Origin of the sequence: Spiroplasma endosymbiont of Zeiraphera isertana (genome assembly GCF_964030805.1) — a bacterium.
Taxonomy (GTDB): domain Bacteria; phylum Bacillota_I; class Bacilli_A; order Mycoplasmatales; family VBWQ01; genus Spiroplasma_E.
On sequence record NZ_OZ034965.1, the window covers coordinates 1,115,623 to 1,142,319 of the forward strand.

Below are 26,697 nucleotides of genomic sequence, written 5' to 3' on the forward strand. Positions count from 1 at the left end.
TTGAACTTCCTCTTTCTTCTTTTAATTTTTCAATTTCTTTATTAGCTTCTTCTAACTTAAATTCTACTTCTTCTTTAGCCTTACTAGATTCATCTAATTTAGATTGAACTTCCTCTTTCTTCTTTTAATTTTTCAATTTCTTTATTAGCTTCTTCTAACTTAGATTCTACTTCTTCTTTAGCCTTACTAGATTCATCTAATTTAGATTGAACTTCCTCTTTTTCTTTATTAGTTTCTTCTAATTTAGATTCTACTTCTTCTTTAGCCTTACTAGATTCATCTAATTTAGATTGAACTTCCTCTTTTTCTTTATTAGTTTCTTCTAATTTAGATTCTACTTCTTCTTTAGCCTTACTAGTTTCATCTAATTTAGATTGAACTTCCTCTTTTTCTTTATTTGCTTCTTCTAACTTAGATTCTACTTCTTCTTTAGCCTTACTAGTTTCATCTAATTTAGATTGAACTTCCTCTTTTTCTTGAGTAATCTTTTCTAGTTGCTTTTGTAAATCTTCTACAGAAATATTTTCTTCATCACTAGTATCCATTAATTTTTTCTCATTCTATATATGTTAAAAATAACATTTTTGATAATCTGATTTTTAATTAAATTTAAAAATAAAAAATATCAGAATAGTTCTAATTTATATTAGTGGTTTCCTTGTACCAATATTAAGATTCATCAAAAATATAATTTTTCTAACTTTATTTAATATAAACAATTGTAAATTTAAAAAAGTATAAAATAATATTGAATTATATGGTATTTTGATTAAATCCCAATTTAAATTTATAATTGAAAAAATAAATATACAATAAAAAAAGTACTTTAATTTACTAAAATACTTTTTTCTGATTTATTAAATTTCAAAATCATATAATTATATAATAGACTTGGTGCAAAACCTTTAATTTTAACAATTTAACGATTATTATTAATATTAAAGGTGATAGTTATTATGTTGAAAAAATATAAAGATGATCAAGAATTTTATAGTTTAGTCGGCATAAAGCCACAAACATTTTATAAAATGCTTGAAATTTTAAAAATTGCTGAGTCTAAACAAAAATATTATGGTGGTAGAAAAAATAAAATTGTAATTGAAGAGCGTTTATTAATGACTTTAGAATATTGAAAAGACTATAGTAGTTATAGAGTTATTGCAAAAAGATATAATATTAGTCATACTAGTTGTATTCGTAATATTTTTTGAATTGAAAATATTTTAATAAAAAGCGGAATTTTTAATTTACCTTGAAAAAAAGATTTAACAAAAAATAAAGGTACTAATAATAATTTGTTAGCTATTGATGCCACTGAAACTCCAATTGAAAGAATTAAAAAAAACTAAAATTACTTTTTTCAGGTAAAAAGAAACATCATTCTCTCAAATCCCAAATAATTATTGATATTTCCAATGGAAAAATTATTTCAACTGCTTTTTGTTTTGGAAGCATTCATGATTTTAAATTGCTTCTAAAATCTAAAACTTTTATTCATCCAGAGTTATCAAGGTATACAAAATATTCATAAAAATACATTTTTGCCATTTAAAAAAAGTAAATACAATCAATTAACACCAATTCAAAAAGAATACAATAAAACTTTAAGTAAAATTAGAATTAAAATTGAACACGTATTTGCTAAACTAAAACGTTTTAAAATTTTAAGTTTAAAATATCGCAATAAAATACGAAGATTTGCATTAAGATTTAATTTAATAGCAGGAATATATAATTTTAAATTACCTTAGTTTTGCACCAAGTCTAATATAGAAATATTATTATACATTTATTATATACTGTTTTTATATAGTAAATGAGCGTGGCTTTGAAAGAAGTGATTGTTCATCAAACTCTGTTTTAAGAATTGAACTACTAATTCCATTATCCAAAGAATTTGTAGACTCACAATAGTTATTGAATGTTCCATAGTTATTTCTTGGTTTAGTAGTAGATCCAAAATTACTATTTACTTTCTGCTCTTCAACAGCATCAAAAAAGATTTCATTTTCTTAATCATTTTTAAAATTTCATTCTTCTTCATTACATAATTGTCCAATAATACTAGAAAATTCTTTTAATTTTCACAAAAAATCTTGATGAAATAAAAAAAATCATCAACCCGGTCTAAAATTTGATTTTATTTAATTTTGGGATTTATTTTTTTTACAAACCGAAATATAATGCTTCAGATTTTGCATAAGGTGATATTTTATAATGTTGGTATTTAAATTTTCATAAATTGAGGTAATTTTGAATATTGGTAAATCCAATGCCATGATAATGAGTAATAAATTCTTTTAAACTTGATTGTATTTTACTGATATTACTTAAATTTTTATAATTTAATTCTTTATTTTCTTTTGATTTAAATTTCTTGAGAGTACATTTTGTTTGTTTAGCTACTGTATCATATAGTATTTGCATATCACAAACTATAATTGATTTTTCTTCGATAAGCTTAGATGTTAAATTTTCTTGTACTCATTTTTTTTTTAATCTTTTAGTATTTGTTGTTTGAGCATAAATATTTTTATTTTCATCAATTGCCATTTCAATACAACAGTTTAAATCTTTAGCATTTTCTTCAATTCATTTTTTTCTTGGATCATCTGGATTTTTGAAATTTCCTTTATGAATTTCTTTGATAAAAGTTTCATCAATTTCAATTCTACCTTTTAATTTTGTGAATGGTTTTTGTGTTTTTGCTAATTGTGATGATTTCATAAATTTTTGACGATTAAATCATGCTGATGTTTTTGAAATTTTAGCAAATTGAGAAATAGTATAAGCAGATTGACCTAACAATGACAATCAAATTATTCAATCTCATTGTTCATGAGATAAATGACTTCAATGTAAAAAATGATTTCTTAAAGCATCAAAGCTACTTTTACAATCTTTGCATAAATATTTTTGCTTATTATTCTTAAAACCATTTTTTACACATCAATAAGATTTACAATTTGGACATTGAATTCCTTTTTCTTTAAATTTTTTATCAATTGCATCTAATTTTTCTTTTTTCTCAATTTGTTTAATTCTATTTTTAAAATGTCTAATAATTTTTATAAATTCTTCATCTTTTTTGTTTTTTAAAACATCAATTAATTCATTATTAGTCACAAAAAATTTTGATATTACTTTTAATTTTAAATTAAAAGTAATATCAAAATTTTTTGTGAAAATTAAAAGAAAATTCTTCAATACTTTCTAATTCACTAAAAACATCTACTAAACAAGAATCATTAATAGAGGATTGACATGATGTTACTGATTGTTCAATATTACCATTATTTTGTTGATAACCAGTTCATCTTTTAATAGTATCTATAACAGTACTCAGTTTTGGAAGAAATGGTATTCCTTCTTTATTAACCATACAATTAAGTAAAGATTAAACTAGAGAAAGAGTTATACCACCAATAACTTTTGGAGCATCTGTTGACAGTTTTTTTCAAGTAAATTCTTGATTAGATATATAATTCTCAGTACCTCATGTTATAGACATTGATATTGGCGTTATAAAAAATAATGGTAAAATATTTTTATAAAAAAAATTACTATTTTCATCAATATTTTGTTCACTATTAAGAAGTTGATTTTCTATATCATTAATATTGTTATTAAATAATCTTTTAACTTTTTCTCAACCTAATTTTATTACTTTTTCTATCCTAGAAATGATTGCACCATGAAAAGTCATATTTAACACATAACTAGTAAATTCAATAGTTGTCTGTCCAAGAATTTCCATTGAAATTCAATTATCTAAAATATTATTAGAAGCTCTATCCAAAATTACACCAGAATAACTTAAAAATAATAAGAAAGGAATAACTTTTATTATTTCTTTTCCTACATTAATATTATTTTCATTGTTTTTTCATTTATCTATAACTCAATTTTCAATATTTTCGATTGAACCAAAAATAAAAGGTTCAATAGCTGTATCAAAACCAATAAGTATACCACTAAATATCAAACTATCCTTAATAGTTTGTCAATTTCATGGTGTTTTAGCAACAGTAGTACTAATTATCATTTGAGCAGTGATATTACCAGAAAGAGCAACAATAAAAGTAATATTTTTACCTAAAAGTTTAGTTATTTTTGATAAATATTTGTTTTCTCTAATAGCAGTTTCTTCAAAAATAGATATTGTACTACTATTAGATATGCTAGAAAAATCACCACTTGAACCCAATAAACTTATTGCACTATCGTCAGACATTCTACGAATATTAAGATTTTGATTACCTGTAAATAAAGGAGACATTTTAAAAACTTCTTTCATATATAATAATAATTTTCTTAAGTTGCTACTTTTTTAAAATAAAAAGTAGCATCCAGTAATATAATTATTACGTGAAACTACTTCTTTTAGTCGCATATATTATTTAACCTAAAAAGGTATGAAAAAATAATAGCATGTGTTTTATAACTTGTCTATATTTTTTTAATTTTTTTAATACAAAATTAGTTATAAAAGTAATTTTGTATTATTAATTTTTATCTTTTCAAAAAGGAACTAAAAATTTATTAATTAACTATTAGTAGTAAAAATAAAAGTTAAACCTTCATATTTATTACCAAAAGCAATATCCTTTGAATTTTTACCCTCTAATCCAATTTTTATATAATCATAATATTTATCACCAAATTTTTTATTGCCAGTAATAGCAATAACATTATTATAGCCGCCAGCATTTAACAAATATGGTTTAAAATTATCAAAAGTTAACCAAGTAAAGGGTTGTTTTGGAATAAAATTTAACAACGGAACTAAAATATTACCAAGTAAAGGGTTTTTCACTTCTTCAGAAGGAATTCACTCTTGAAATAATTTTCAAAAATTTTTAGCTTTATCTGAATTATTTCTTAAATATTGTTCTTTTTGATTTTTTTCTTCCCTTTTAAAAGTAGCACCAGCAGTAACTAAGTCATTATAAAATCCACCACTGTCTTTTTTGTTAATTGATAAATATTGTGTTCCATTAACTAATGGTTCTAATTTTTCATTTATATAATCTTGTAATGGACTAAAATTAGCATCAAAACTACAATCTTTTACCGTAGAATTATTATAAACAGCTAAATGAATTTTAATATTAGTAGTACTAATTTTTTTTATTTCATCTTGACCATTAGTAATTTCATAAGTAATATTACTAAAATCTTCTGGAGCAGTATTAAACAAGTCACTAATATTGTCTTCAATTAATTTTTTAAAATCAAAAACATGAGTTTTATTTTCGGGTTTTAAAAAAATATTAAAATTGGGATAAGTATTATTAGCAATTAAATTTGCAGCATCTTCTAATAATTGCTGATAATCAACTGATGAATGGTGAAAAACATCACATGCACTAATATTAATACTAGTAATACTAGTAAATGCAAAAACACTTATAATTTTTAATATTTTTTTCATAATAAACTTCCTTAGATAATCACTACTTTTTTAGTATTATCTTCAAATTTTTCTTTTTTGTATTAATAATTCTATTTTTAATTTGTGAAATTTCATCGCGGTTTGTTATTTCATAAAATAAATGATAATAAATATATTTCAACTCACTAACTTTAATATTTTGTTTTTCAACAAATATTAGAAATTGATAAATTTCATGTAAAAGTTCAAATATTTTATTTTTTTCTTCATTAGTTAATACTTTTTGTTTTAATTCATTTCGAATAATTAATGGTGCTTCTTTAACAAATAGAAAATCACTAATGATATTTTTATAATCTCAATTATAAAAATATTTTAAAATCATCAACTTTGGTTTTAACATTTTTAATATTATTTAAAATAGTTTTAACATCATTTTTAACTAAACTTTGAATGAAGACTGCTAATATTAATGCTAAAGAACTAGCGGGAATAAAGTACTTTAAAACTTGATCAATTTTAATAGTACCCTTAGTAAAATTCAAAATTGAATTTTTTACAATTAAATATAAAACTTCAAAACCTAAAATAATAAATAATGATCGTTTTTCTATATCTTTTCATCAAGGATTACCAAGAATCTGATTTTTTTCTTCTAATATTTTTTCTAAAATAATATAAATAATAAAATAACAAAATAAATAAGTTAAAACAAAAAATATAAGTAATGTTTCTAGCAACATTTAATACTAATAAAGCTTTAAAAATAAAGAAATTATTTTCAAAATTTGAAATTACCTTATATTTATTTTCAATATATTTTTTCATTCAACATCTGATTTGAATAAATATTAAAGTATTACTTGCAATACAACTACTAAAAATAGCAATATATAAATAAGTTTTTAAAGTAATAATAGTTTCATCAGTAATACTAGCATTATTAAAAAAATCAAATGTTAAAATTTTATTAAAATACTACTTTTAACTTCTCATAAAATTGCACAAATAATCAAACAAATTGTTAACAATATTCATAAGATCGTCTGCATCAAATATTTATTGTTAAATCATTTTCAACTTGATTTTAATAATTGATAGTTATTCATAATTTTATCTACCTTATTTTTAAATTATTGTAAAGTAATTTATATAAATTATTATTATAATTGTAAGCTATTAACTCACATTTGTGCTTGCGTTAAATTTAAAATATCTTTACTAATCATTGCTAATAATTTATTAATAAACTTTTCAAGATTAGTAGTAGTGGGTAAAACCATCAATTTTCCTTTTCCATCATTATAAGGATTTTTTCCTAATTCATATTTTCAACTTAATGTTAATTGTTCATTTTCTATGTGAATAACTGGTAAATCCTTATTTCCTAAACTATAAGCAAATTCATTAAGTAAATTCATTACTTTTGGTTCTAAAATTAATCTTAATTTAATTTGATTATCACATTTTACTTCAAATAAATCTTCAAATAAATGTGATTCTAATTGAACTTTCTTTTTACTACGAAATTTTTTTGAAAATATATTACGTGGTGTTAATGTCATTGTAAAATTATTATTCCTAATAATAGTTGTATAATAAACAAAACGTGTATAATAACAAGTAATTTTTTCTGTTTCAATAACTTGAGCAGCACTATTATATCCTGAACTTGTTTCATACATAATTTTTTGGTTAATAATACTTCCAAAGTTAAAATTTTGACCATTAATACTTCCTATCATTACTTGTTCGCAATAATTATAATAATTAGGTTGTTCATCTAAAGGTAAATTACCTTGTGGTTCAATTGTTCAATAATTACTAATAGTTGTTAAATTCATTTGTGAATTATTATCTTTAATAACTCATTGATAATAGTTAATAATTGGTAATTCTTCTATTAATTTTTCATGAATTTTAGTTTTTAATACAAAACTCTGTACTAATAAAAAACAGCCAACAATGAATCCAATAATACTAATAATGGTAAATGGTTTTTTAATAAATGATGATTTGTTAATACCAATACTAGCACCAATAGCAATTAGAGCAATTAGAGCAATAATGGTAGTAATAATTCATAAACTAATTCATAAACGATTATTTATTAATTTAATTCATCAATGATTACAACTATTATTATAGTCAGTATGAATATTATTAACAATCTCATTTACAACCTTTGGCGATAAATTATGTTTCATAATTATTCCATTCTTTTTTAATTCTTAATATAGCTTATAATTAATTTTGTTTTATAAAAAAATAGAAAAAGACTAACTATAGATGTAATAATCTATTTAGAAGTCTAAAAACCTACTATTATAAAACTAATTACATTATAACATATATATTATTAGTTTTTTTCTAAAAAATCATTAATTTCAGTAATATTAACAGGTGCATTTTGTGGAGGTTTACCTGCATTACCACCATGCATATATTTTGCAGGAACTGCTACCATAAAAACTTTAGGATCAATTCGAACTATTTTTGTTTTAAAAAAATTATATTCTAATAATGACATTGTTGTCATCATCATTTTATATTCATTACCTGAATACAAACCTTTCACATTTCAAACATTACCACCACGTAAATAATTATTTCGATAAATATCATTACGGATTTGCTCTAATTCATTAGAAATAATAAAGACACTCATCAACATATATTTTGGATAAACTCTATTCATAACAAAAGCTGCTACATAAATATAAACAAGCGTTGACATAAAATAAGGTCTAACTAAAAAATTATCAACAAGACTAGTTTTCTGTAAAAAAGTTCCATCAAGAATTAAAACAATAACAACAATAATAATATTAGTATTTCTAATAATAGTAGCAATTGAATATTTACGTTTCATAGAAATATAAGTACTAATAAAATCCATACCACCACTAGATCCACCAGTTTTAAATAAAATACCAATACCAGCACCATAAATTAATCCACCTAAAGCAGCAAAAATAAAAGTACGTGGTAAAACTAAGTGCCAATAATCTGTAGTACCTTTTAATGGCTCATTACCTAAAACTTGAAAATTTTTAAGAACATCAATTGATGTTAACAAAAAGTTAATTCCGTTTTGAAATAACAAATAAATAATAGTATAAAGAGTAAAACGAAATCCAACCTTGAATAATCCTCAAATAATGATAGGACCATTAATAAGAAAATATACTGGATAAAATCAAAATGCTTGGGTTGTTTCTTGTTCAGTAATACTGCCATTATAAGATAAGGCAATAAATTTAGCTATTAATTGTGCAAAAGCTGATAAACCATTAGTATATAAACCAGCACGATTAATAAAATAAAAAAAGGAAACAGTTGTTAAAAAAGCACCAATAAAAATTAATAATAAATTTTTGGAAGTTATTTTTCAATTAAAGTTTTTTCATGAAGAATGGATCTCTTGCTTAACACCAATATTTTTAAAAGTAAAGGCATCAACAATTAACGGTGGCTCTTTATCTTTATTTTTTGCTTCTGAATTATTGGACATATTAAACTCCTTTTTAACTATTAAATTGAAGTATTGTCGGAACATAATTACTATCATCATAAGGCGAAGGTAAAGACATGTCAATTAATGAATCTTGAAAACTAATCACAAAATTAACTTTAAGTTCTAATTTATTAGGACCAGAACTTGTAACTTTTTGACCATCAATTCCTTTGATATTAATATTAACAGAATTAACATGAGCATTATTATTTAATGCTAAACTTATTCCTTCTTGAACTAAAGTTTTAGTTTTTTGAGAAAAATCAGCATATGTTTTATCAATATCAGGTTTAGTTTCTTCATCAACACTAATTGGTACTATTTGTTCTGATAATTTAGTAACATCACTAACACAACTATAAACTATGTAATCGCTTTGTGTATAAGAACATTTTATATTAAAAGTTTTTTTATTTATTGTTCAACTTTAAAACTTTTATCATTATTTACTACTCCAACTTGATAAGTAATATTAATACTAATTCTACCGGTTGAAGTATCAACATTTCAAGTTCTTGCTTTTGTTGATTCATCTATTTTACCATTATCAATCGTAAAATAATAACATTTAGTACCCACTTCTAATTGACTATCAAATCAAGTTGGTTCTTTAATATTTGCTTTATCTAAAATTAATTTGGCAAGTGATTGTGCAAGACTGTTTTCTAATGCTTCATTTTTAATAACTTGTTCTTTTTCAGGTCTTTGACCATCAATAGGAACATCCACTGGTTTTTTAATACCAACTTTTGATAAAGTTGCTTCTCAACCATTATAATTACCATTACCATTAGTAATTGCTTTTAAAATACTATCTTGTTGTTGATCATAACAAGCTAAAACTGGCGTTACTATTCCACTACCAAAAGCAATAGTACCCATTAATGTTAAATTTTTTTTCATAATTATAATCATTCCTTAATTTATAAAATATCATATATAAATTGTAACTTATTTTTATTATTTTGCTATACACTATCTTCAAAATCTTTATAATTAATATTAGTTTATATTAAAGGAATTGATAATATGTTTAAAATTTTATATACACTAGTTACTATTTCACTAGTCACTTTTACTCATTTAAGCCAAGTGAAAATAAATAATTATAATCATAAAGAAATAAAATCAGAAAATACTATCCTAAACGAACAAAGTTTAACCTTAGCTTTTGAAAGTGGAAATTTTTATAATTGAAATGAAAATGATTCAACTAATTCTATTGCTGGTATTTTTACAAATTCACAAGCACAATCTTATTTATTAAATAAGGATGGCACATATAATAATTTAGACTTACAAATTAGTAATTTTATTAGATTTAATGATAACTTAGGAATTGCTACTTTAAATAATTTTCATAAAAGTGATGATAGTAATTTTATTAATAATTCATTTTTAATGACTAAAAATGGTATTAGTGATGATGCTACTGCCATTGAAACTCCAAATCATACTTTTACTAACTTCGGTAATAATATCGTTAGTACCGATATTGGTGCTGACTTAATTAATACAGACGGAAAAGTAACTAACTTAGTTACTCCCTATCATTATGGAAAAGGTAAAACTAGTTTTACTACTATAAATGCTACTTTTGGCGTTTTTGTTGGTGGTGATCAAAATTCTTATATTCTAAAAGTTGATGGTAATATCAAACCAATTAATATTAATGTTCCTAATCCAATACTATTAAATTCTTTTGTTGCCATTAATGATAATGGTGGCATTATTCGTGATGTTAATGGGCAATTATTTTATTTAACAATAGATGATAATGGTAATGCTACAACAAAACCATTAATTATTAATAAGGAACCACTGTTTAGTACTACTACTGTTTTTTTTAGCAAGACTGGTAACAATCAAGGAATTTTAAACGTAAATCTCAAAAATAGCTCCAAATTTTTTGGACAACCTTATCATTTAAGCATTACTGATAGTAATGATATTAAACTTACAAAAATTAATGAACATTATATGAATAATTTCATTTTACTTCATGATGGTTTAGGTGTTTTTATTGATGAACAAGAAATTGGCTATTTTGTAAATGAATTAGGTACTTTTACTAAAATTGGTTATTGTGCCAATTTCCAAAGAATAAATGATAATCTTGGTTTTATTAATAATAATACCAGTAAATTATTACTAAGTGATAGTAAAAATAACAATTGAAGTCGAATTAATACTATTAAATTTACTAAAACTAAAGATGAACAATTGACTAATTTTATTAATTCATATATGGATAAAGATAAACTCACTGCAGTTAATCGTACTAATAATTGAATTAGTAATAATAGTTTAATTTTAAATGTAACTAATGATGAGCTAAAAGATATTACTATTAATGATAATCAACAATTATTACCAAATATTAATAATAGTATTACGACTATTATTAATAGTAATTCTGAAATTAATATTAAATTTGAAGATGAAATAATAACTTACCATGTATGAATATATAATCAAAATATTTTGCCAACACTAGATAATAGTACTAATACTAATATTAAATATGTTGTAATAGTAAATAATAATTTATATGATATTAATAGCACTAATACTAATGACGGTTTTACAATTAATTTTAACTATGATAATACTATCCAATTTGTAAATATTATTACTATTGATAGTACTACTATGAATAAAATGAATTTATGAACATTAAAACCAAAAACTACTTTTAAATTAAATGCCAAAAGCAATAATAATGTATATTTACTACAAACTGTTAATTGAAATAATATTAGCAACTGACAATATTTTACTATTTATCATGGTAATAATTTACCTATTGTTGAATTTTGAACTACTGATACTGGTATAAAATTATGAAATGCTGCTTTAAAACTTAATTATACTTCTAAGGAACTAGAAAATATGAATGCAACAGAAATTAATAATCTAAGAAATTTATCAGTTAATTGAACAATTAATGAAGCGCGTGGTAATACTTTAGGTTATATTATTTCTGGTTTTCTTAGTATGGGTTTCATTTTAACTATTATTGCTATGATTTATGATTGATACTTAAAACAACAATTTAAAAACAGCAATCTAACACAAAGACAAATTTGAATTAATACAAAATAACTGTTCTTTTATTTTTTTGGAATTAGGTTTATCATTTTCTAAGCTATTTACTGCTTCAACATTAACTGATAAACTTAATTCATTAGATTTCCGTCTTTCACTTTGTTGTTCTCTTATTTTTCTAACTCAAGGATTAAATGAATTAGCAAAACCTAAAAAATCAGTTTGTTTTACAAAACAATTATTTGGAACATAATATCCTTTTGTTTTTATATAAAACAAAAAAGGTTCTAGAAATTTTTGTCATAAAAAAATTCCATCATTAAAAGGTTCATAAACAGCAAAATAAGAAATAGTCTGTTTATCTACTTTTATTCCATTAGGAAATATAAAATCAGTTAATAATTGTTGATTAGGTAAAAAAATGTATAAAAATTTTCATTAAAATCTCTAACGTTAATATTAACAAGTTCAAAAGAATGCTGGATTGGACATAATTGATCATTTATTGCCTCTTCATAACCCAAATTTTTACTTAATTTATCAAGAAATACTTTGTTTTCTAAAGTATTTGATATTTCTAAAGAGTATCTAAAATCCTGAGTTGTAAATATAAATGGGACAGTTTTTTAAAATAATTGTATTAAATCTATTTGTCTTTTATAAGAGAGCGATTTTCTTTTAATTTTCAAAAAAACTCTTGATGAAATAAAAAAAATCATCAACCTGGCCTAAAATTTGATTTTATTTAAGGAAATTATCCCCGCATGTACTAGTGTGGAGGAAAAAATGAATTGAAATGAATTCAATAGCATATTTCAAACTGAAAACGATTGTTTGAAATATATAGCGAAGTTGAAAATAATGAAATGCATCAGGTGTGCTTCTTCTAGTTTGAATACTTCTGATTTGAGAAGAATACGATGTTTGAACTGTAACCAAACATTTAGCATTCTTTATGGAACCATTTTTTATAAGTCACAGACCCAAATGACATATTGGTTTTATCTCATCTTTAGATGAATAAACACAAAGCATGGCATACCAGCAACCGATGTTGCAAGGGAATTGGGTGTGACCTATAAAACAGCTTGAAGAATGTGTCATGAAATCAGGACTAGAATTGGAAATCAAGATGCAGGTTTCATTGTTGATGGCACAGCACAGATGGATGAAATGTATCTTTCACATTTAGGTTTTAAAAAACAAGGAAGATCCTTGTTGAATAAAACTTTGATTGTTGGAGTTTATGAGAAAACCAGCAACAAACTAATTGTGAAGGTGCTGAAAAATGCAGATGAAAAAAACCTTTTAAGATTTGCATTGAAACACATTTTTACTGAGTGCTGTCTATTTACGGATTCTTGGAAGGGATATGTAAGTTTCAAAAACTTCTATCCCAAACATGAAATCGTAAATCATGAAGTTGGGTATGTGTCACCAACAGGTGTAAACACAAACCAGATTGAATCAGCATGAAAGCACATCCGACGAACTTTCCGAACACACATAAGAGTTTCAAAGCACAATATTCATTTATATGCAAAAGAATCAGCATATAAATTCAATAACATACCTAGTTTTGAAACTGTAATTTTGTGTTTGATTTAAATACATGCGGGGATAATTTCCTAGGTAGGCTTTTATCTCCATTTATGTGATAAAATTTAAAAATAGTACATAAAGGGATAAAAGCCTTTGTAAATATTATTACTATTGATAGTACTACTATGAATAAAATGAATTTATGAACATTAAAACCAAAAACTACTTTTAAATTAAATGCCAAAAGCAATAATAATGTATATTTACTACAAACTGTTAATTGAAATAATATTAGCAACTGACAATATTTTACTATTTATCATGGTAATAATTTACCTATTGTTGAATTTTGAACTACTGATACTGGTATAAAATTATGAAATGCTGCTTTAAAACTTAATTATACTTCTAAGGAACTAGAAAATATGAATGCAACAGAAATTAATAATCTAAGAAATTTATCAGTTAATTGAACAATTAATGAAGCGCGTGGTAATACTTTAGGTTATATTATTTCTGGTTTTCTTAGTATTGGTTTCATTTTAACTATTATTGCTATGATTTATGATTGATACTTAAAACAACAATTTAAAAACAGCAATCTAACACAAAGACAAATTTGAATTAATACAAAATAACTGTTCTTTTATTTTTTTGGAATTAGGTTTATCATTTTCTAAGCTATTTACTGCTTCAACATTAACTGATAAACTTAATTCATTAGATTTCCGTCTTTCACTTTGTTGTTCTCTTATTTTTCTAACTCAAGGATTAAATGAATTAGCAAAACCTAAAAAATCAGTTTGTTTTACAAAACAATTATTTGGAACATAATATCCTTTTGTTTTTATATAAAACAAAAAAGGTTCTAGAAATTTTTGTCATAAAAAAATTCCATCATTAAAAGGTTCATAAACAGCAAAATAAGAAATAGTCTGTTTATCTACTTTTATTCCATTAGGAAATATAAAATCAGTTAATAATTGTTGATTAGGTAAAAAAATGTATAAAAATTTTCATTAAAATCTCTAACGTTAATATTAACAAGTTCAAAAGAATGCTGGATTGGACATAATTGATCATTTATTGCCTCTTCATAACCCAAATTTTTACTTAATTTATCAAGAAATACTTTGTTTTCTAAAGTATTTGATATTTCTAAAGAGTATCTAAAATCCTGAGTTGTAAATATAAATGGGACAGTTTTTTAAAATAATTGTATTAAATCTATTTGTCTTTTATAAGAGAGCGATTTTCTTTTAATTTTCAAAAAAACTCTTGATGAAATAAAAAAAATCATCAACCTGGCCTAAAATTTGATTTTATTTAATTTTGGGATTTATTTTTTTTACAAACTGAAATATAATGCTTCAGATTTTGCATAAGGTGATATTTTATAATGTTGGTATTTAAATTTTCATAAATTGAGGTAATTTTGAATATTGGTAAATCCAATGCCATGATAATGAGTAATAAATTCTTTTAAACTTGATTGTATTTTACTGATATTACTTAAATTTTTATAATTTAATTCTTTATTTTCTTTTGATTTAAATTTCTTGAGAGTACATTTTGTTTGTTTAGCTACTGTATCATATAGTATTTGCATATCACAAACTATAATTGATTTTTCTTCGATAAGCTTAGATGTTAAATTTTCTTGTACTCATTTTTTTGTTAATCTTTTAGTATTTGTTGTTTGAGCATAAATATTTTTATTTTCATCAATTGCCATTTCAATACAACAGTTTAAATCTTTAGCATTTTCTTCAATTCATTTTTTTCTTGGATCATCTGGATTTTTGAAATTTCCTTTATGAATTTCTTTGATAAAAGTTTCATCAATTTCAATTCTACCTTTTAATTTTGTGAATGGTTTTTGTGTTTTTGCTAATTGTGATGATTTCATAAATTTTTGACGATTAAATCATGCTGATGTTTTTGAAATTTTAGCAAATTGAGAAATAGTATAAGCAGATTGACCTAACAATGACAATCAAATTATTCAATCTCATTGTTCATGAGATAAATGACTTCAATGTAAAAAATGATTTCTTAAAGCATCAAAGCTACTTTTACAATCTTTGCATAAATATTTTTGCTTATTATTCTTAAAACCATTTTTTACACATCAATAAGATTTACAATTTGGACATTGAATTCCTTTTTCTTTAAATTTTTTATCAATTGCATCTAATTTTTCTTTTTTCTCAATTTGTTTAATTCTATTTTTAAAATGTCTAATAATTTTTATAAATTCTTCATCTTTTTTGTTTTTTAAAACATCAATTAATTCATTATTAGTCACAAAAAATCACCCCTGATATAAAAATATTACTTTTAATTTTAAATTAAAAGTAATATCAAGATTTTTTGTGAAAATTAAAACGATTTTCTGGGTGTAGAATTAATTTGAAATGCTATACAATTTAAATCTTTTTGTTTATATGAAGATAGATCTGTAGATTTTGGTAAATATCTTCTTAAAATACCATTATTATTTTCATTTAAACCCCTTTGGCAAGGTTTACCAGGATCTGCAAAATAAATTTTGACATTACAAATTTTTTCGATTAATCTTCATTTACTAAATTCTTTACCACGATCAAAAGTAATGGTTTTAACTGTTCCTTTTTGTAACTTTGAAATAAATTTTATTATACTTTTCGTAATATTTTCTGATTTATGATTTTTAGTTACTAGACTTGGTGCAAAACTAAGGTAATTCAAAATTATATATTCCTGCTATTAAATTAAATCTTAATGCAAATCTTCGTATTTTATTGCGATATTTTAAACTTAAAATTTTAAAACGTTTTAGTTTAGCAAATACGTGTTCAATTTTAATTCTAATTTTACTTAAAGTTTTATTGTATTCTTTTTGAATTGGTGTTAATTGATTGTATTTACTTTTTTTAAATGGCAAAAATGTATTTTTATGAATATTTTGTATACCTTGATAACCTGAATCAACAAAAACTTGTTTTTCTGGATGAATAAAAGTTTTAGATTTTAGAAGCAATTTAAAATAATGAATGCTTCCAAAACAAAAAGCAGTTGAAATGATTTTTCCATTGGAAATATCAATAATTATTTGGGATTTGAGAGAATGATGTTTCTTTTTACCTGAAAAAAGTAATTTTAGTTTTTTTTAATTCTTTCAATTGGAGTTTCAGTAGCATCAATAGCTAACAAATTATTATTAGTACCTTTATTTTTTGTTAAATCTTTTTTTCCAGGTAAATTAAAAATTCCGCTTTTTATTAAAATATTTTCAATTCAAAAAATATTACGAATGCAACTAGTATGACTAATATTATATCTTTTTGCAATAACTCTATAACTACTATAGTCTTTTCAATATTCTAAAGTCATTAATAAACGCTCTTCAATTACAATTTTATTTTTTCTACCACCATAATATTTTTGTTTAGACTCAGCAATTTTTAAAATTTCAAACATTTTATAAAATGTTTGTGGCTTTATGCCGACTAAACTATAAAATTCTTGATCATCTTTATATTTTTTCAACATAATAACTATCACCTTTAATATTAATAATAATCGTTAAATTGTTAAAATTAAAGGTTTTGCACCAAGTCTACTAAAGGCATTGTGGTTTTTGATCATATATCAGCCAAAGTAATAATAGAACTTTTATGATCTTTACCAATGATAGTATCACCTTCTAAATGACCAAATTCTTGTATATTTTTAATATTAGGAATGATTAAATTTCTTTCGTGAATAGACTTACAATTATTAATTTTGCCCCTAGTTTCTTTTTGTGTGTGAGATTTATTTTTGCCTTTTCTCAATAGACTTGGTGCAAAACTAAGGTAATTCAAAATTATATATTCCTGCTATTAAATTAAATCTTAATGCAAATCTTCGTATTTTATTGCGATATTTTAAACTTAAAATTTTAAAACGTTTTAGTTTAGCAAATACGTTTTTAATTTTAATTCTAATTTTACTTAAAGTTTTATTGTATTCTTTTTGAATTGGTGTTAATTGATTGTATTTACTTTTTTTAAATGGCAAAAATGTATTTTTATGAATATTTTGTATACCTTGATAACCTGAATCAACAAAAACTTGTTTTTCTGGATGAATAAAAGTTTTAGATTTTAGAAGCAATTTAAAATCATGAATGCTTCCAAAACAAAAAGCAGTTGAAATAATTTTTCCATTGGAAATATCAATAATTATTTGGGATTTGAGAGAATGGTGTTTCTTTTTACCTGAAAAAAGTAATTTTAGTTTTTTTTAATTCTTTCAATTGGAGTTTCAGTGGCATCAATAGCTAACAAATTATTATTAGTACCTTTATTTTTTGTTAAATCTTTTTTTCAAGGTAAATTAAAAATTCCGCTTTTTATTAAAATATTTTCAATTCAAAAAATATTACGAATGCAACTAGTATGACTAATATTATATCTTTTTGCAATAACTCTATAACTACTATAGTCTTTTCAATATTCTAAAGTCATTAATAAACGCTCTTCAATTACAATTTTATTTTTTCTACCACCATAATATTTTTGTTTAGACTCAGCAATTTTTAAAATTTCAAGCATTTTATAAAATGTTTGTGGCTTTATGCCGACTAAACTATAAAATTCTTGATCATCTTTATATTTTTTCAACATAATAACTATCACCTTTAATATTAATAATAATCGTTAAATTGTTAAAATTAAAGGTTTTGCACTAAGTCTAATAAGTTATTTTCATCAAAACCCATTCGATTTGTTTTAAACATGTTATATAAAGTTTTTGTTGAAATACTTTTTATTTTATTTTCCTGTAAAAAGTTAGCAATTATATCAAGAGCATACTTTTTAGTAATTAACAAATGATTAATACTATTAATTTCTGTTAAAGTTAAAATTATTAATTTTCTGCCTGCATTTTGTTTATTTTTTTGAAATTGATTCAATATTTCTAATGGCAATAAGTTTTTATTTAATAATCTACAAACTCTATGTACAGTTGATTTACTATAATCAACAATTTTTGCTATTTTACGAATCGAAAATCCATAATTTTTATATTCTTTTATTGCTATTATTGATTCAATACTCAGATACTTATACATTGCGCTCATTCCTTTCTTTTCTTAATTATAGAACTAACACAATTTAATTTTTATAATTCTTTTTTTAATAAAATATTTAAATATTTAAGCCATTTTCTTTAATGTTTTTTTATTATTTTCTAATATTTTAAGTTTATAAATATAATTAATTATAAAGAAATATTATTTTTTTCAATAACGTAAGTAGATACTGTATCTTCTTTATTGATATCTAATACTACTGTTGCAGAAAAACTTTTTGTAACTGATTGACTATTTCTTTCAATAAATTGATCAAGTGCCTTTTGTACTTCTGATATTTTTAACAAACTTGCATATAATTGTTCAGCATTACCTTTCAATAATAAACAATTTAAAAAAACCTTTTGTATATTATCTGTGATTTTCATTTTATTTAAATTAAAAATTGTATTAAGTAATATACTATTTTCAGTTTTTTCAATAGTTGGAGCAAAATAATTAGATATACCTTTATATTTTACTTCTAAGTTTTTATAAAAATGATTCATTATCTGAAAAAGATTTTTTTTACTAATAATTTCCTTAGGAAATAACTCTTTTAATAAGTCAAGTCGTTTTAATTCTGTAATATTTAAATCTTTTTTTTATTATACTCTGACTTCATTTTTTTCCTACTTTCTTTAATTTTCATTAACTCTAAATAAAATAAACCATTGTCGTTTTTCAACGACAATGGTTTATTTTACACTAGTAATTAATTGATATCATTATAATATACTTATTAAATTAAATCGACTAAAATTTAATAATTTTTCTATATTAAGTATGGATTATACTTTGAGTATCTTCCTTAACACAATCATGAATTTTAACATCATAACTATTAAATAAATTTTCATAATCAACATTAAATGGCACTAGTAATTGGTTTTTACTAGAAAAACGAGTAATTAATAAGTGCAAATAATGATGATCATTATTGGCATTTAAAGTTTGTTCATAATAAGCGAACCGTTCTTTATACTTAAATTGAATTGCTAATACTTTAAAATTATGTGATAAATAATTACGAACATCTTTAATATACTCTAACTGTTCTAATAAAATTTTACTATCATTAAATTCTTTGATACCAAAATAATGAGCAATCTTAGCGATACTTTTATCATTTAAAGTTTGTAATAATTTCATTGTTCATTCAAATGACATAACTTCTATTAAACTGCGTATTGTTCGTGATTTTAAAACACCACTTCTATTATATTTATTATAACCAGCACGAATCAAACGTAAAGCTGTTTTCATTTGAGCTAGGTGTTCTGGATTAAGAAAAGTAGCATTATCTAAATTTTGAACATTATCATTAAAAAGTTGATGTAATAAAGCATTTTTTAAAGAATTTTCAATCATTAAAATATGTTTTAAATACAATAAACGTAAATCAATGTTTAATAATAATAAATCTTTAAGTTGATGTTGAGGATAATTACGCTTTAATAATTCTAAATATTTTTCTTCAACAATATTTTCTGCAAATCATTCTTCATTTAATAACATGTAATTTACTCCTTAAATAAACTAACCTCTAATTTTATAAATACCAACGCGAATAGAAGAATTTTCAGATTCTTTTGTTTCACTTTTAATATCTACTTCTTTTTTTCTTCGTAACAACTCTTGTTCAATAAAGTCATCAACGTTCATATTGGTACTTTGATAAGTAGCAGTTCAATCAAATGTTTTATTAGTAAAGTTATTTTTAGGTTTATTACTATCTTTAAAAAAATCTTTTACTTCTTGATTCATAAATGCTTTTTGCTTACGTTTACGTGAAAATAAATTAGTAAAGAATTTCTTAAAATTAAAAATTGATCAAAACTGACGAAAATTAATAGTCATTGCTAAACCAAAAATTAAAATTGATGAATACAATAATGAATAACCGATAACTCGTAATACAAAACTATAATCTGTGAAATTATATGTTGGTGGATATTTGTCAAAGAAATAAAGGCATCCAAATAATGTTACTGCTAAAATTGGAATAATTAAAACTAAAGTATTTTGAATAATAAAACGTAAATCACTATTATACGTCAAATGTTTTCAAACATAAACTCAGATTGAAATTAAACGATAAACCCAACCAATACAACTTGATAAAAGAATCATATATAAACTTAATGATAAATATTGATAACTTTGATGTTTTCAACCTAAATTTGATAGTATTCAACCCAAAATAACACCTAAAACAAGATTTATTATTGATTGAATATATGAACCTCAAATTGTTTCTTTGTGTTTTACAGTAGCATTTACAATCACTTTTCCTGGTTCGGTTGCCACTTGAATGGTATTTTTTAAAGATAAAAGTAAAATAAATCATGGTTGTGACAAAAATAAATTAATAAAAAGATTTTTTGAAGAATCAAAATTACCATCATAATTATTAATATTTGTAATACTTAAAGCAGACACTAAATATTGAGTAATAATAAATTGATTAATAAATAAAAAACCAGCAATCATATAAGCATATAACTCAAATTTAGTATACACAGTTCATCTAATTCGTCCACTTTTGGCAATTCAATATCCAAAAACTTCGCGAAAAGAACTAATTAAAATTAAAGCAATTGAGCGCATTGTTGTGGCAATAATAATATAAATAGTGTAAATTGATGTTGTTGTCAGTGATAAAAATAAAGTAATTAAAATAATATCAATGTTAGAAATAATCATGTCAGGTAAACGATTCAGGGCTACTCATCATGATTGTTTTAGCATCCTTTTTTGTTGTGTTCATTTTTTATGTTGTAATCATGGATATTCAATTTTAATAACGATAAAAGTAACAAATGCTTTTAATACACCACAAACAAAATAAGCAAAAAAAGGAATATACATATCTATTGGTTTACCATCAGATTTTCTAATAACTAATAACGTCATTAGTAAAATATACATAATAATCTCTGAAAAAATAAAAATTAAACGATTTAAATAACCTTTTTGATCAGCTTGAATTAAATTTTGATAAGCACCACTAAAATAAAAAAAGATTAATTCACGTGATCCTAAAGAAATAATAATAAGTGCTACTTGTCAAAAAGGAATTTCCATATCTAAACCAATTTCTGGTAAATGAACACTAGCTAATCCTAAAATAAAACCAGCACTGACAATAATAATTAAATATATTCTTCCTGAATGATGATAATTTTTTCTTGTCGTATTAATAATATCGTTGACGGTTTCATAATCATCATTTTGTAAAGGACGATATAAAGAAAAAATGGTAATTAAACCAAGTCCTCCTTCTGTCAAACTAAGGTAAGTCAAAAAAGAAATAATAACACGAATTAAACCATTAATTTTTTCACCGTATGCTAAACCAGTAACATAAAGAAAAGTTAACTGTAAAATAGAGATAACAATTGTCATGATAACACCAACAATTGTATTAAAAATACCTTTTTTAGTTGTCATTACTTCACCCAATCTATGCAAATAAAACTAATTTTGTTTTTTACTTAAATATGTTAACAACCCAAAATTAAAAGTTCAATATTATTAATCACTATTAAAAATAAAAAAAATAGCAAAAAAATAAAAATGTGTTCTATATATTAGTATAGATTAATTTTATCATTTTTCTTTTTTAATCTGTTTAATTAAATCTGTTTTTAAATCTTTTATTATAAAATTTTGATCATTCAAATAAGTAAATGGTTCTTCTAAATCATTAAATGATAAATAATAAGCAAATAATGCAATTTTATTAGAAGTAACTATTGTTGACCCATACTTAGTGTCACCAACAATTAGTAAATTTAAAAATTGTAAAGTACTACGAATTTGATGTTTTCTACCAGTAACTAATTGACACTCAACTAAAGTAAAGTCTTTAGTATTAAATATTGGTGTAAAGATGGTGCTACAACTTTTACTTTGTTCACTTGGTTCAATTGAAAATTTCATTTTCATTGTTAACTCATCATGAGTAATATAACCAGAAATATTTAAATTTTTAGTTAATTGGCCAGAACAAATAGCCAAATATTTTTTAATAATTTGACCATTTTTGGTAGCATTATGAAGTGCGTTTTGTGTCATTTTATTTTTTGGATAAATAATTAAACCCTTAGTTAGTTTATCTAAACGATACTGATGACTAATATTAAATGTTTGCTCACGTTTCTTCTTCGGGTATTTTTGTTGTAAATAATATTTTACCATGTTATCTAAGCAAGAACCATATGGTTGATGGACAACAATATTATGATCTTTATTAACAATTAAAAAATCATCATCTTCATAAAACAATTCAATTGGTGTTTCTTTAGTAATTTTTTCTGGTTTATAGTTAACAACTAAATTACTTTCATAAATGACTACTAAATCATTTTCTTGTAAGCGATATTTAAAATCAGTAGTAGTTTTATTATTAACTCTGATTTTTTTTGTTATAAATAAACGATAAATTTTTGAGAGTGGTAGTGTTTTAAATACTTTTTTTAAATAATTAATTAAAGTTTGATCAGCATCATTGGCAGTAATTGTTAGGGTAGTCATAATTTCTCCTTTTAATTTTTATTAATAAAACCAGAAATAGTTGCAATTAGATTAGAAAAAGCATGTAAACCAATAGTATATGTAGTATTACCGCGTGTCATTATAAATAATAAGGGTAATATAATACCAAATCCTAAATAACCAATAATATTATTTCAATCACCACTATCCATAACATGCATTGATGGGAAATAAATTAATGAAGCAGCATATGCTAACCAACGATAACGAACAATGGTAAAAGTACCATGACGATATGATATTTCTTCATTAATTGGAGCAATAAAAATAGTACTAAGAACTAAAACAAAAATGCCATATGGACTATTCATTAATAAGTTTAAAACATCTTGATTTTTTGAAGTATTATTACTTGTTAACATATTAAATTCACTAAATTTAGGAATTATGTTGAAAATAATATTTAAAATAGTACCAATAACAGCAAAAATGGTAACTCAAGTTATTAAATCTAATTTTGCTTCTTTTAAAGTAGTAATAATTCTCTCACGTAATGATCTACAAAATATTAATACTAAAATTGATCCTAATAATTGAAATAACTGTTGAATTAAAAATGTAGTAGCAAGCGAAGTTACATCATCATCTTTACCACTAATAACTTTTGTTGCAATAAAAAATAAAAGAACAAATACTACACTAATAAAACCAAATACACTATGACTATAAGCAGCTCACCCACCTTTTTTAATCATAGTTTCTCAATCAATACCAAGTGAAACAACTAACCCAAAAATTGGCAATAAACTAAAAATAAAAAGACTAAGAAATGAACTTTGACTAGTATCTTTTACAGCATAAGTTTCGATTAAACTATAAAGAATTGGAATTATAATAAAAGATATAAGATAAATTATTGTTAGAGTCCAACTGGCTGTTTTGAAATTAAAGTTATTGGTGTCATCACAACTAAGTGATTTTGAAGTAAATTTATCAATAAATGACTGTTTTTGTTCATTTTTTTCTAAATTATTACTATTAATGTTATCAGTTTGGTTTACATTAATTCTACGTATGATATCATTGTTGTGAGAAACATTAATTTGATTAGATTTTTTATTAAACATGTATAAGTACTGCACGAAAACTTTCACCCTTTGTTAGTAAAATTAGTATTTAATATTAATTCTTAGTATAACATATAGTCAGAAATCTTGTAATATAATAAACTTGTAATTTTACATTAATTTATTATAATGTAATGCAATATTTATATGTGAAGAGTTTAAAAAGAAAAGGAGGATAGAAAAGAATGCCTAAATACAAGATTAATATTATCGATTTACCATATAATTATGATGCTTTAGAACCTTATATTTCACAAGAAACAATGAAACATCATTTTGAAGAACTTCATAAGAAATATTTAACTTCTTTAAAATTAGTGATGGATAAACATCCGAAAGTTTTTTCTGATTATAATCTTGAAACTAAAGGGGAACTAAATCGTTTATTAAGTAATTATTGTAAATTAGAAGATATATGTGAGGATAAAGAAACTTGTAATGTAAAAAAATTACAAAGTAGCATTCGACAATTCGGTGGGGGAGTAATTAATCATAATCTTTTCTTTTCACTATTGGGGAAAAATAAAGGTTTTAATGAAAAATCATCTATTGGTAAAGCAATCATTAATCGCTTTGAATCTTATGAAAAATTTGAAGCTGCTTTAACAAAAAATGCCATAGATATTTTTGGAAGTGGTTGAGCATGATTAGTAATTGACAATAATGGTACATTAAGACTATACAAAACTTTTAATCAAGACAATCCATGATTCTTGAATATGTATCCATTGATCGCTATTGATGTATGAGAACATGCACATTATCTACAATATAAAAACGAACAAGAGAAATACTTACAAGCATTATTAAAAGTTATCAATTGAGAACAAGTAAATAACAATTATCAAGAGTATTTAAATGAAAAAACTAAAAAATAAGTAAAAAAGAACTCCATTGAGTTCTTTTTTTATAATATTATTAATATTAATCTAATCTAAATTATTTTTTAGAAGAATTTTTCGAAGAAATAGCAGCAATTCTAGTTTTTTCAATTTCTGCTTTTTTTTCTATTTTAATTTTTTCAACATGCTTTTTAAAACCACATCGATTACAATTCAATTGAATATTTTTTGCTTCTAAAAATTCGGCAATTAAAATAACCCTACCACATCGATGACAAGCAAAAGCATTTTCTGGCTTTTGTGCTAAACGAACAGATTCATATGTATCTTTCATAACTTACTCCTAACTCATATAAAATTAAAGTAATTATTTTTAGTTTTAATACTATACTTAAAACTTATCAAAGGTTAATATTAAAAAATGTGTCTAGTTATATATAAAAAAAGCTTTAAGTCAAAATAAACTTAACAGGAGTTTAAAAACTAAATACTTAATTAGCCATTATTTTTTAATACTAATTTTATTATAATCATTTTTTTAAAAAAATGTATATTATTATTTATGGCTTTTCTCCCTTTATGTACTATTTTTAAATTTTATCACATAAATGCTGAGAAAAGCCTATCTACGGACTTCTCCCCACATTTTTAAATCAAACATAACATTACAGTTTCAAAACTAGGTATATTGTTGAATTTATATGCCGATTCTTTTGCGTATAAATGAACATGATGTTTTTCAACTTTGATATGTGTTTTAAATGTTCGTCTGATGTGCTTTCATGCCGATTCAATCTGGTTTATGTTTACACCAGTTTTTGAAACATAACCATCTTGATGGTTAACTGTTTCATGCTTAGTGAAAACTGATTTAAAATGGCGATATCCTTTTCAAGAATCAGTATGTACATCACACTTTGAAGAAATGTGGTTTCTTGCAAATTGCAAAAGATTTTTTTGATTTGCATTTTTCAACACTTTCACAATTAAATTATTGGTTGTTTTTTCATAAATCCCAACAATCAAAGTTTTATTTTTTAAGGATCTTCCTTGTTTTTTAAAACCCATATGTGAAAGATACATTTCATCCATTTGCACTATGCCCTCAACAATGAATTGAGGTTCTTGTTTTGCAATTGCACTTCGGATTTTATGACCCATTCTTCAAGCAGTTTTCAAAGTTACTCCCAATTCTTTTGCAACATCAGTTGATGGAATTCCATGTTTGGTGTTTATTCATCTAAAGATGAGATAAAACCAAGATGTCAAAGGTGTTTGTGACTTGTAAAAAATGGTGTCATGAAGAATACTAAATGTTTGATGACATTTCAAACATCTTATTCTTCTTAAATCAGAAGTATTCAAATTTGTTCAAGAACACCTCATACATTTGTTTTCCTTCAAACTTGCTATATATTTCAAACAATCTTTTTCTGTTTGAAATATATTGTTGAACTCATTCAATTTCATTGTTTCCTCCACAAGTACATGTGGGGAGAAGTCCGTTATTTATTTATTTTATTTACATTACTAAATTATACTTTTATAAAACAATATTACAATTAAAGTAATAATTCATTTATAATTAATTATGTCTTATTAACAAACCAATTAGGGGAGAAAGT

Annotated in this window: 27 protein-coding genes and 3 pseudogenes; 7 read left to right on the forward strand and 23 right to left on the reverse strand. The window is 23.2% G+C overall.

Annotation, left to right across the window (positions count from 1 at the left end):
• Positions 1–98: 98 nt before the first annotated feature.
• Positions 99–545: a hypothetical protein gene (locus tag AAHM78_RS07830; RefSeq protein WP_342254890.1), complete on the reverse strand. Its 447-nt coding sequence runs from the start codon at positions 543–545 to the stop codon at positions 99–101.
• A 411-nt stretch (positions 546–956) separates the two neighbouring features.
• Between AAHM78_RS07830 and AAHM78_RS07835 the strand changes: the two genes are divergently transcribed.
• Positions 957–1,349 (forward strand): transposase family protein, encoded by a 393-nt coding sequence (locus AAHM78_RS07835; protein WP_342253710.1) that lies wholly within the window; start codon positions 957–959, stop codon positions 1,347–1,349.
• Positions 1,350–1,541: 192 nt separating this feature from the next.
• Positions 1,542–1,751: a transposase family protein gene (locus AAHM78_RS07840; protein ID WP_342253035.1), complete on the forward strand. Its 210-nt coding sequence runs from the start codon at positions 1,542–1,544 to the stop codon at positions 1,749–1,751.
• Positions 1,752–2,166: 415 nt separating this feature from the next.
• Here AAHM78_RS07840 and AAHM78_RS07845 read toward each other — a convergent pair whose 3' ends face one another.
• The 6 genes from AAHM78_RS07845 to AAHM78_RS07870 all read right to left on the reverse strand — a co-directional run bounded on the left by AAHM78_RS07845 (position 2,167) and on the right by AAHM78_RS07870 (position 8,909).
• A complete protein-coding gene (locus AAHM78_RS07845; RefSeq protein ID WP_342254891.1) occupies positions 2,167–3,126 on the reverse strand; it encodes an IS1595 family transposase in 960 nt (319 codons plus the stop codon).
• Between the two features lie 271 nt (positions 3,127–3,397).
• A complete protein-coding gene (locus tag AAHM78_RS07850) occupies positions 3,398–4,297 on the reverse strand; it encodes a hypothetical protein (RefSeq protein ID WP_342254892.1) in 900 nt (299 codons plus the stop codon).
• Positions 4,298–4,546: 249 nt separating this feature from the next.
• A complete protein-coding gene (locus AAHM78_RS07855) occupies positions 4,547–5,434 on the reverse strand; it encodes a hypothetical protein (protein WP_342254893.1) in 888 nt (295 codons plus the stop codon).
• A 323-nt stretch (positions 5,435–5,757) separates the two neighbouring features.
• A complete protein-coding gene (locus AAHM78_RS07860; RefSeq protein WP_342254894.1) occupies positions 5,758–6,138 on the reverse strand; it encodes a hypothetical protein in 381 nt (126 codons plus the stop codon).
• A 420-nt stretch (positions 6,139–6,558) separates the two neighbouring features.
• Positions 6,559–7,602: a DUF3137 domain-containing protein gene (locus AAHM78_RS07865; RefSeq protein WP_342254895.1), complete on the reverse strand. Its 1,044-nt coding sequence runs from the start codon at positions 7,600–7,602 to the stop codon at positions 6,559–6,561.
• Positions 7,603–7,754: 152 nt separating this feature from the next.
• Complete coding sequence (locus AAHM78_RS07870; RefSeq protein ID WP_338979107.1) at positions 7,755–8,909, reverse strand: YitT family protein; 1,155 nt, start codon at positions 8,907–8,909, stop codon at positions 7,755–7,757.
• A 77-nt stretch (positions 8,910–8,986) separates the two neighbouring features.
• Here AAHM78_RS07870 and AAHM78_RS07875 point away from each other — a divergent pair, with 77 nt between their 5' ends.
• On the forward strand, positions 8,987–9,274 hold the full coding sequence (locus AAHM78_RS07875) for a hypothetical protein (RefSeq protein WP_342254896.1): 288 nt from the start codon (positions 8,987–8,989) through the stop codon (positions 9,272–9,274).
• 52 nt (positions 9,275–9,326) lie between these two features.
• Here AAHM78_RS07875 and AAHM78_RS07880 read toward each other — a convergent pair whose 3' ends face one another.
• Positions 9,327–9,815 (reverse strand): hypothetical protein, encoded by a 489-nt coding sequence (locus AAHM78_RS07880; RefSeq protein WP_342254897.1) that lies wholly within the window; start codon positions 9,813–9,815, stop codon positions 9,327–9,329.
• Between the two features lie 126 nt (positions 9,816–9,941).
• Between AAHM78_RS07880 and AAHM78_RS07885 the strand changes: the two genes are divergently transcribed.
• The 3 genes from AAHM78_RS07885 to AAHM78_RS07895 all read left to right on the forward strand — a co-directional run bounded on the left by AAHM78_RS07885 (position 9,942) and on the right by AAHM78_RS07895 (position 14,140).
• Positions 9,942–12,017 (forward strand): hypothetical protein, encoded by a 2,076-nt coding sequence (locus AAHM78_RS07885; RefSeq protein ID WP_342254898.1) that lies wholly within the window; start codon positions 9,942–9,944, stop codon positions 12,015–12,017.
• Positions 12,018–12,851: 834 nt separating this feature from the next.
• Positions 12,852–13,568 carry an IS1595 family transposase gene (locus tag AAHM78_RS07890; protein WP_342254899.1) on the forward strand — a complete coding sequence of 239 codons (717 nt, stop codon included), beginning with the start codon at positions 12,852–12,854 and terminating at the stop codon, positions 13,566–13,568.
• 128 nt (positions 13,569–13,696) lie between these two features.
• Positions 13,697–14,140, forward strand: coding sequence for a hypothetical protein (locus AAHM78_RS07895; RefSeq protein ID WP_342254900.1), 444 nt, complete (start codon positions 13,697–13,699; stop codon positions 14,138–14,140).
• A gap of 710 nt (positions 14,141–14,850) precedes the next feature.
• Here AAHM78_RS07895 and AAHM78_RS07900 read toward each other — a convergent pair.
• From AAHM78_RS07900 to AAHM78_RS07960, 13 genes and pseudogenes are all read right to left on the reverse strand, one after another.
• Positions 14,851–15,810, reverse strand: coding sequence for an IS1595 family transposase (locus AAHM78_RS07900; protein WP_342252847.1), 960 nt, complete (start codon positions 15,808–15,810; stop codon positions 14,851–14,853).
• 74 nt (positions 15,811–15,884) lie between these two features.
• A pseudogene (locus AAHM78_RS07905) lies at positions 15,885–16,205 on the reverse strand (IS30 family transposase); the annotation flags it as partial.
• 13 nt (positions 16,206–16,218) lie between these two features.
• On the reverse strand, positions 16,219–16,593 hold the full coding sequence (locus AAHM78_RS07910; RefSeq protein WP_342255096.1) for a transposase family protein: 375 nt from the start codon (positions 16,591–16,593) through the stop codon (positions 16,219–16,221).
• A gap of 50 nt (positions 16,594–16,643) precedes the next feature.
• Positions 16,644–17,036, reverse strand: coding sequence for a transposase family protein (locus AAHM78_RS07915; RefSeq protein ID WP_342252923.1), 393 nt, complete (start codon positions 17,034–17,036; stop codon positions 16,644–16,646).
• Between the two features lie 71 nt (positions 17,037–17,107).
• A pseudogene (locus AAHM78_RS07920) lies at positions 17,108–17,326 on the reverse strand (IS30 family transposase); the annotation flags it as partial.
• A gap of 10 nt (positions 17,327–17,336) precedes the next feature.
• Positions 17,337–17,711: a transposase family protein gene (locus tag AAHM78_RS07925; RefSeq protein WP_342255097.1), complete on the reverse strand. Its 375-nt coding sequence runs from the start codon at positions 17,709–17,711 to the stop codon at positions 17,337–17,339.
• 50 nt (positions 17,712–17,761) lie between these two features.
• Positions 17,762–18,154, reverse strand: a complete 393-nt coding sequence (locus AAHM78_RS07930; RefSeq protein WP_342253710.1) for a transposase family protein — start codon at positions 18,152–18,154, stop codon at positions 17,762–17,764.
• Between the two features lie 68 nt (positions 18,155–18,222).
• Positions 18,223–18,603: pseudogene (locus tag AAHM78_RS07935) on the reverse strand (helix-turn-helix domain-containing protein); the annotation flags it as partial.
• 149 nt (positions 18,604–18,752) lie between these two features.
• Positions 18,753–18,944 carry a hypothetical protein gene (locus AAHM78_RS07940; protein WP_342254904.1) on the reverse strand — a complete coding sequence of 64 codons (192 nt, stop codon included), beginning with the start codon at positions 18,942–18,944 and terminating at the stop codon, positions 18,753–18,755.
• A gap of 439 nt (positions 18,945–19,383) precedes the next feature.
• Positions 19,384–20,121, reverse strand: coding sequence for an Abi family protein (locus AAHM78_RS07945; protein WP_342254905.1), 738 nt, complete (start codon positions 20,119–20,121; stop codon positions 19,384–19,386).
• A 21-nt stretch (positions 20,122–20,142) separates the two neighbouring features.
• Complete coding sequence (locus AAHM78_RS07950) at positions 20,143–22,056, reverse strand: hypothetical protein (RefSeq protein ID WP_342254906.1); 1,914 nt, start codon at positions 22,054–22,056, stop codon at positions 20,143–20,145.
• Positions 22,057–22,212: 156 nt separating this feature from the next.
• Positions 22,213–23,142 (reverse strand): RluA family pseudouridine synthase, encoded by a 930-nt coding sequence (locus AAHM78_RS07955; RefSeq protein WP_342254907.1) that lies wholly within the window; start codon positions 23,140–23,142, stop codon positions 22,213–22,215.
• Between the two features lie 11 nt (positions 23,143–23,153).
• A complete protein-coding gene (locus tag AAHM78_RS07960; protein ID WP_342254908.1) occupies positions 23,154–24,230 on the reverse strand; it encodes a type II CAAX endopeptidase family protein in 1,077 nt (358 codons plus the stop codon).
• Between the two features lie 185 nt (positions 24,231–24,415).
• Between AAHM78_RS07960 and AAHM78_RS07965 the strand changes: the two genes are divergently transcribed.
• Positions 24,416–25,108: a superoxide dismutase gene (locus AAHM78_RS07965; protein WP_342254909.1), complete on the forward strand. Its 693-nt coding sequence runs from the start codon at positions 24,416–24,418 to the stop codon at positions 25,106–25,108.
• 61 nt (positions 25,109–25,169) lie between these two features.
• Here the strand turns inward: AAHM78_RS07965 and AAHM78_RS07970 are convergent, their stop codons facing one another.
• Together AAHM78_RS07970 and AAHM78_RS07975 are read right to left on the reverse strand one after the other, a co-directional pair.
• On the reverse strand, positions 25,170–25,406 hold the full coding sequence (locus tag AAHM78_RS07970; protein WP_342254910.1) for a hypothetical protein: 237 nt from the start codon (positions 25,404–25,406) through the stop codon (positions 25,170–25,172).
• Between the two features lie 314 nt (positions 25,407–25,720).
• Positions 25,721–26,542: an IS1595 family transposase gene (locus AAHM78_RS07975; RefSeq protein WP_342252843.1), complete on the reverse strand. Its 822-nt coding sequence runs from the start codon at positions 26,540–26,542 to the stop codon at positions 25,721–25,723.
• Positions 26,543–26,697 lie beyond the last annotated feature (155 nt).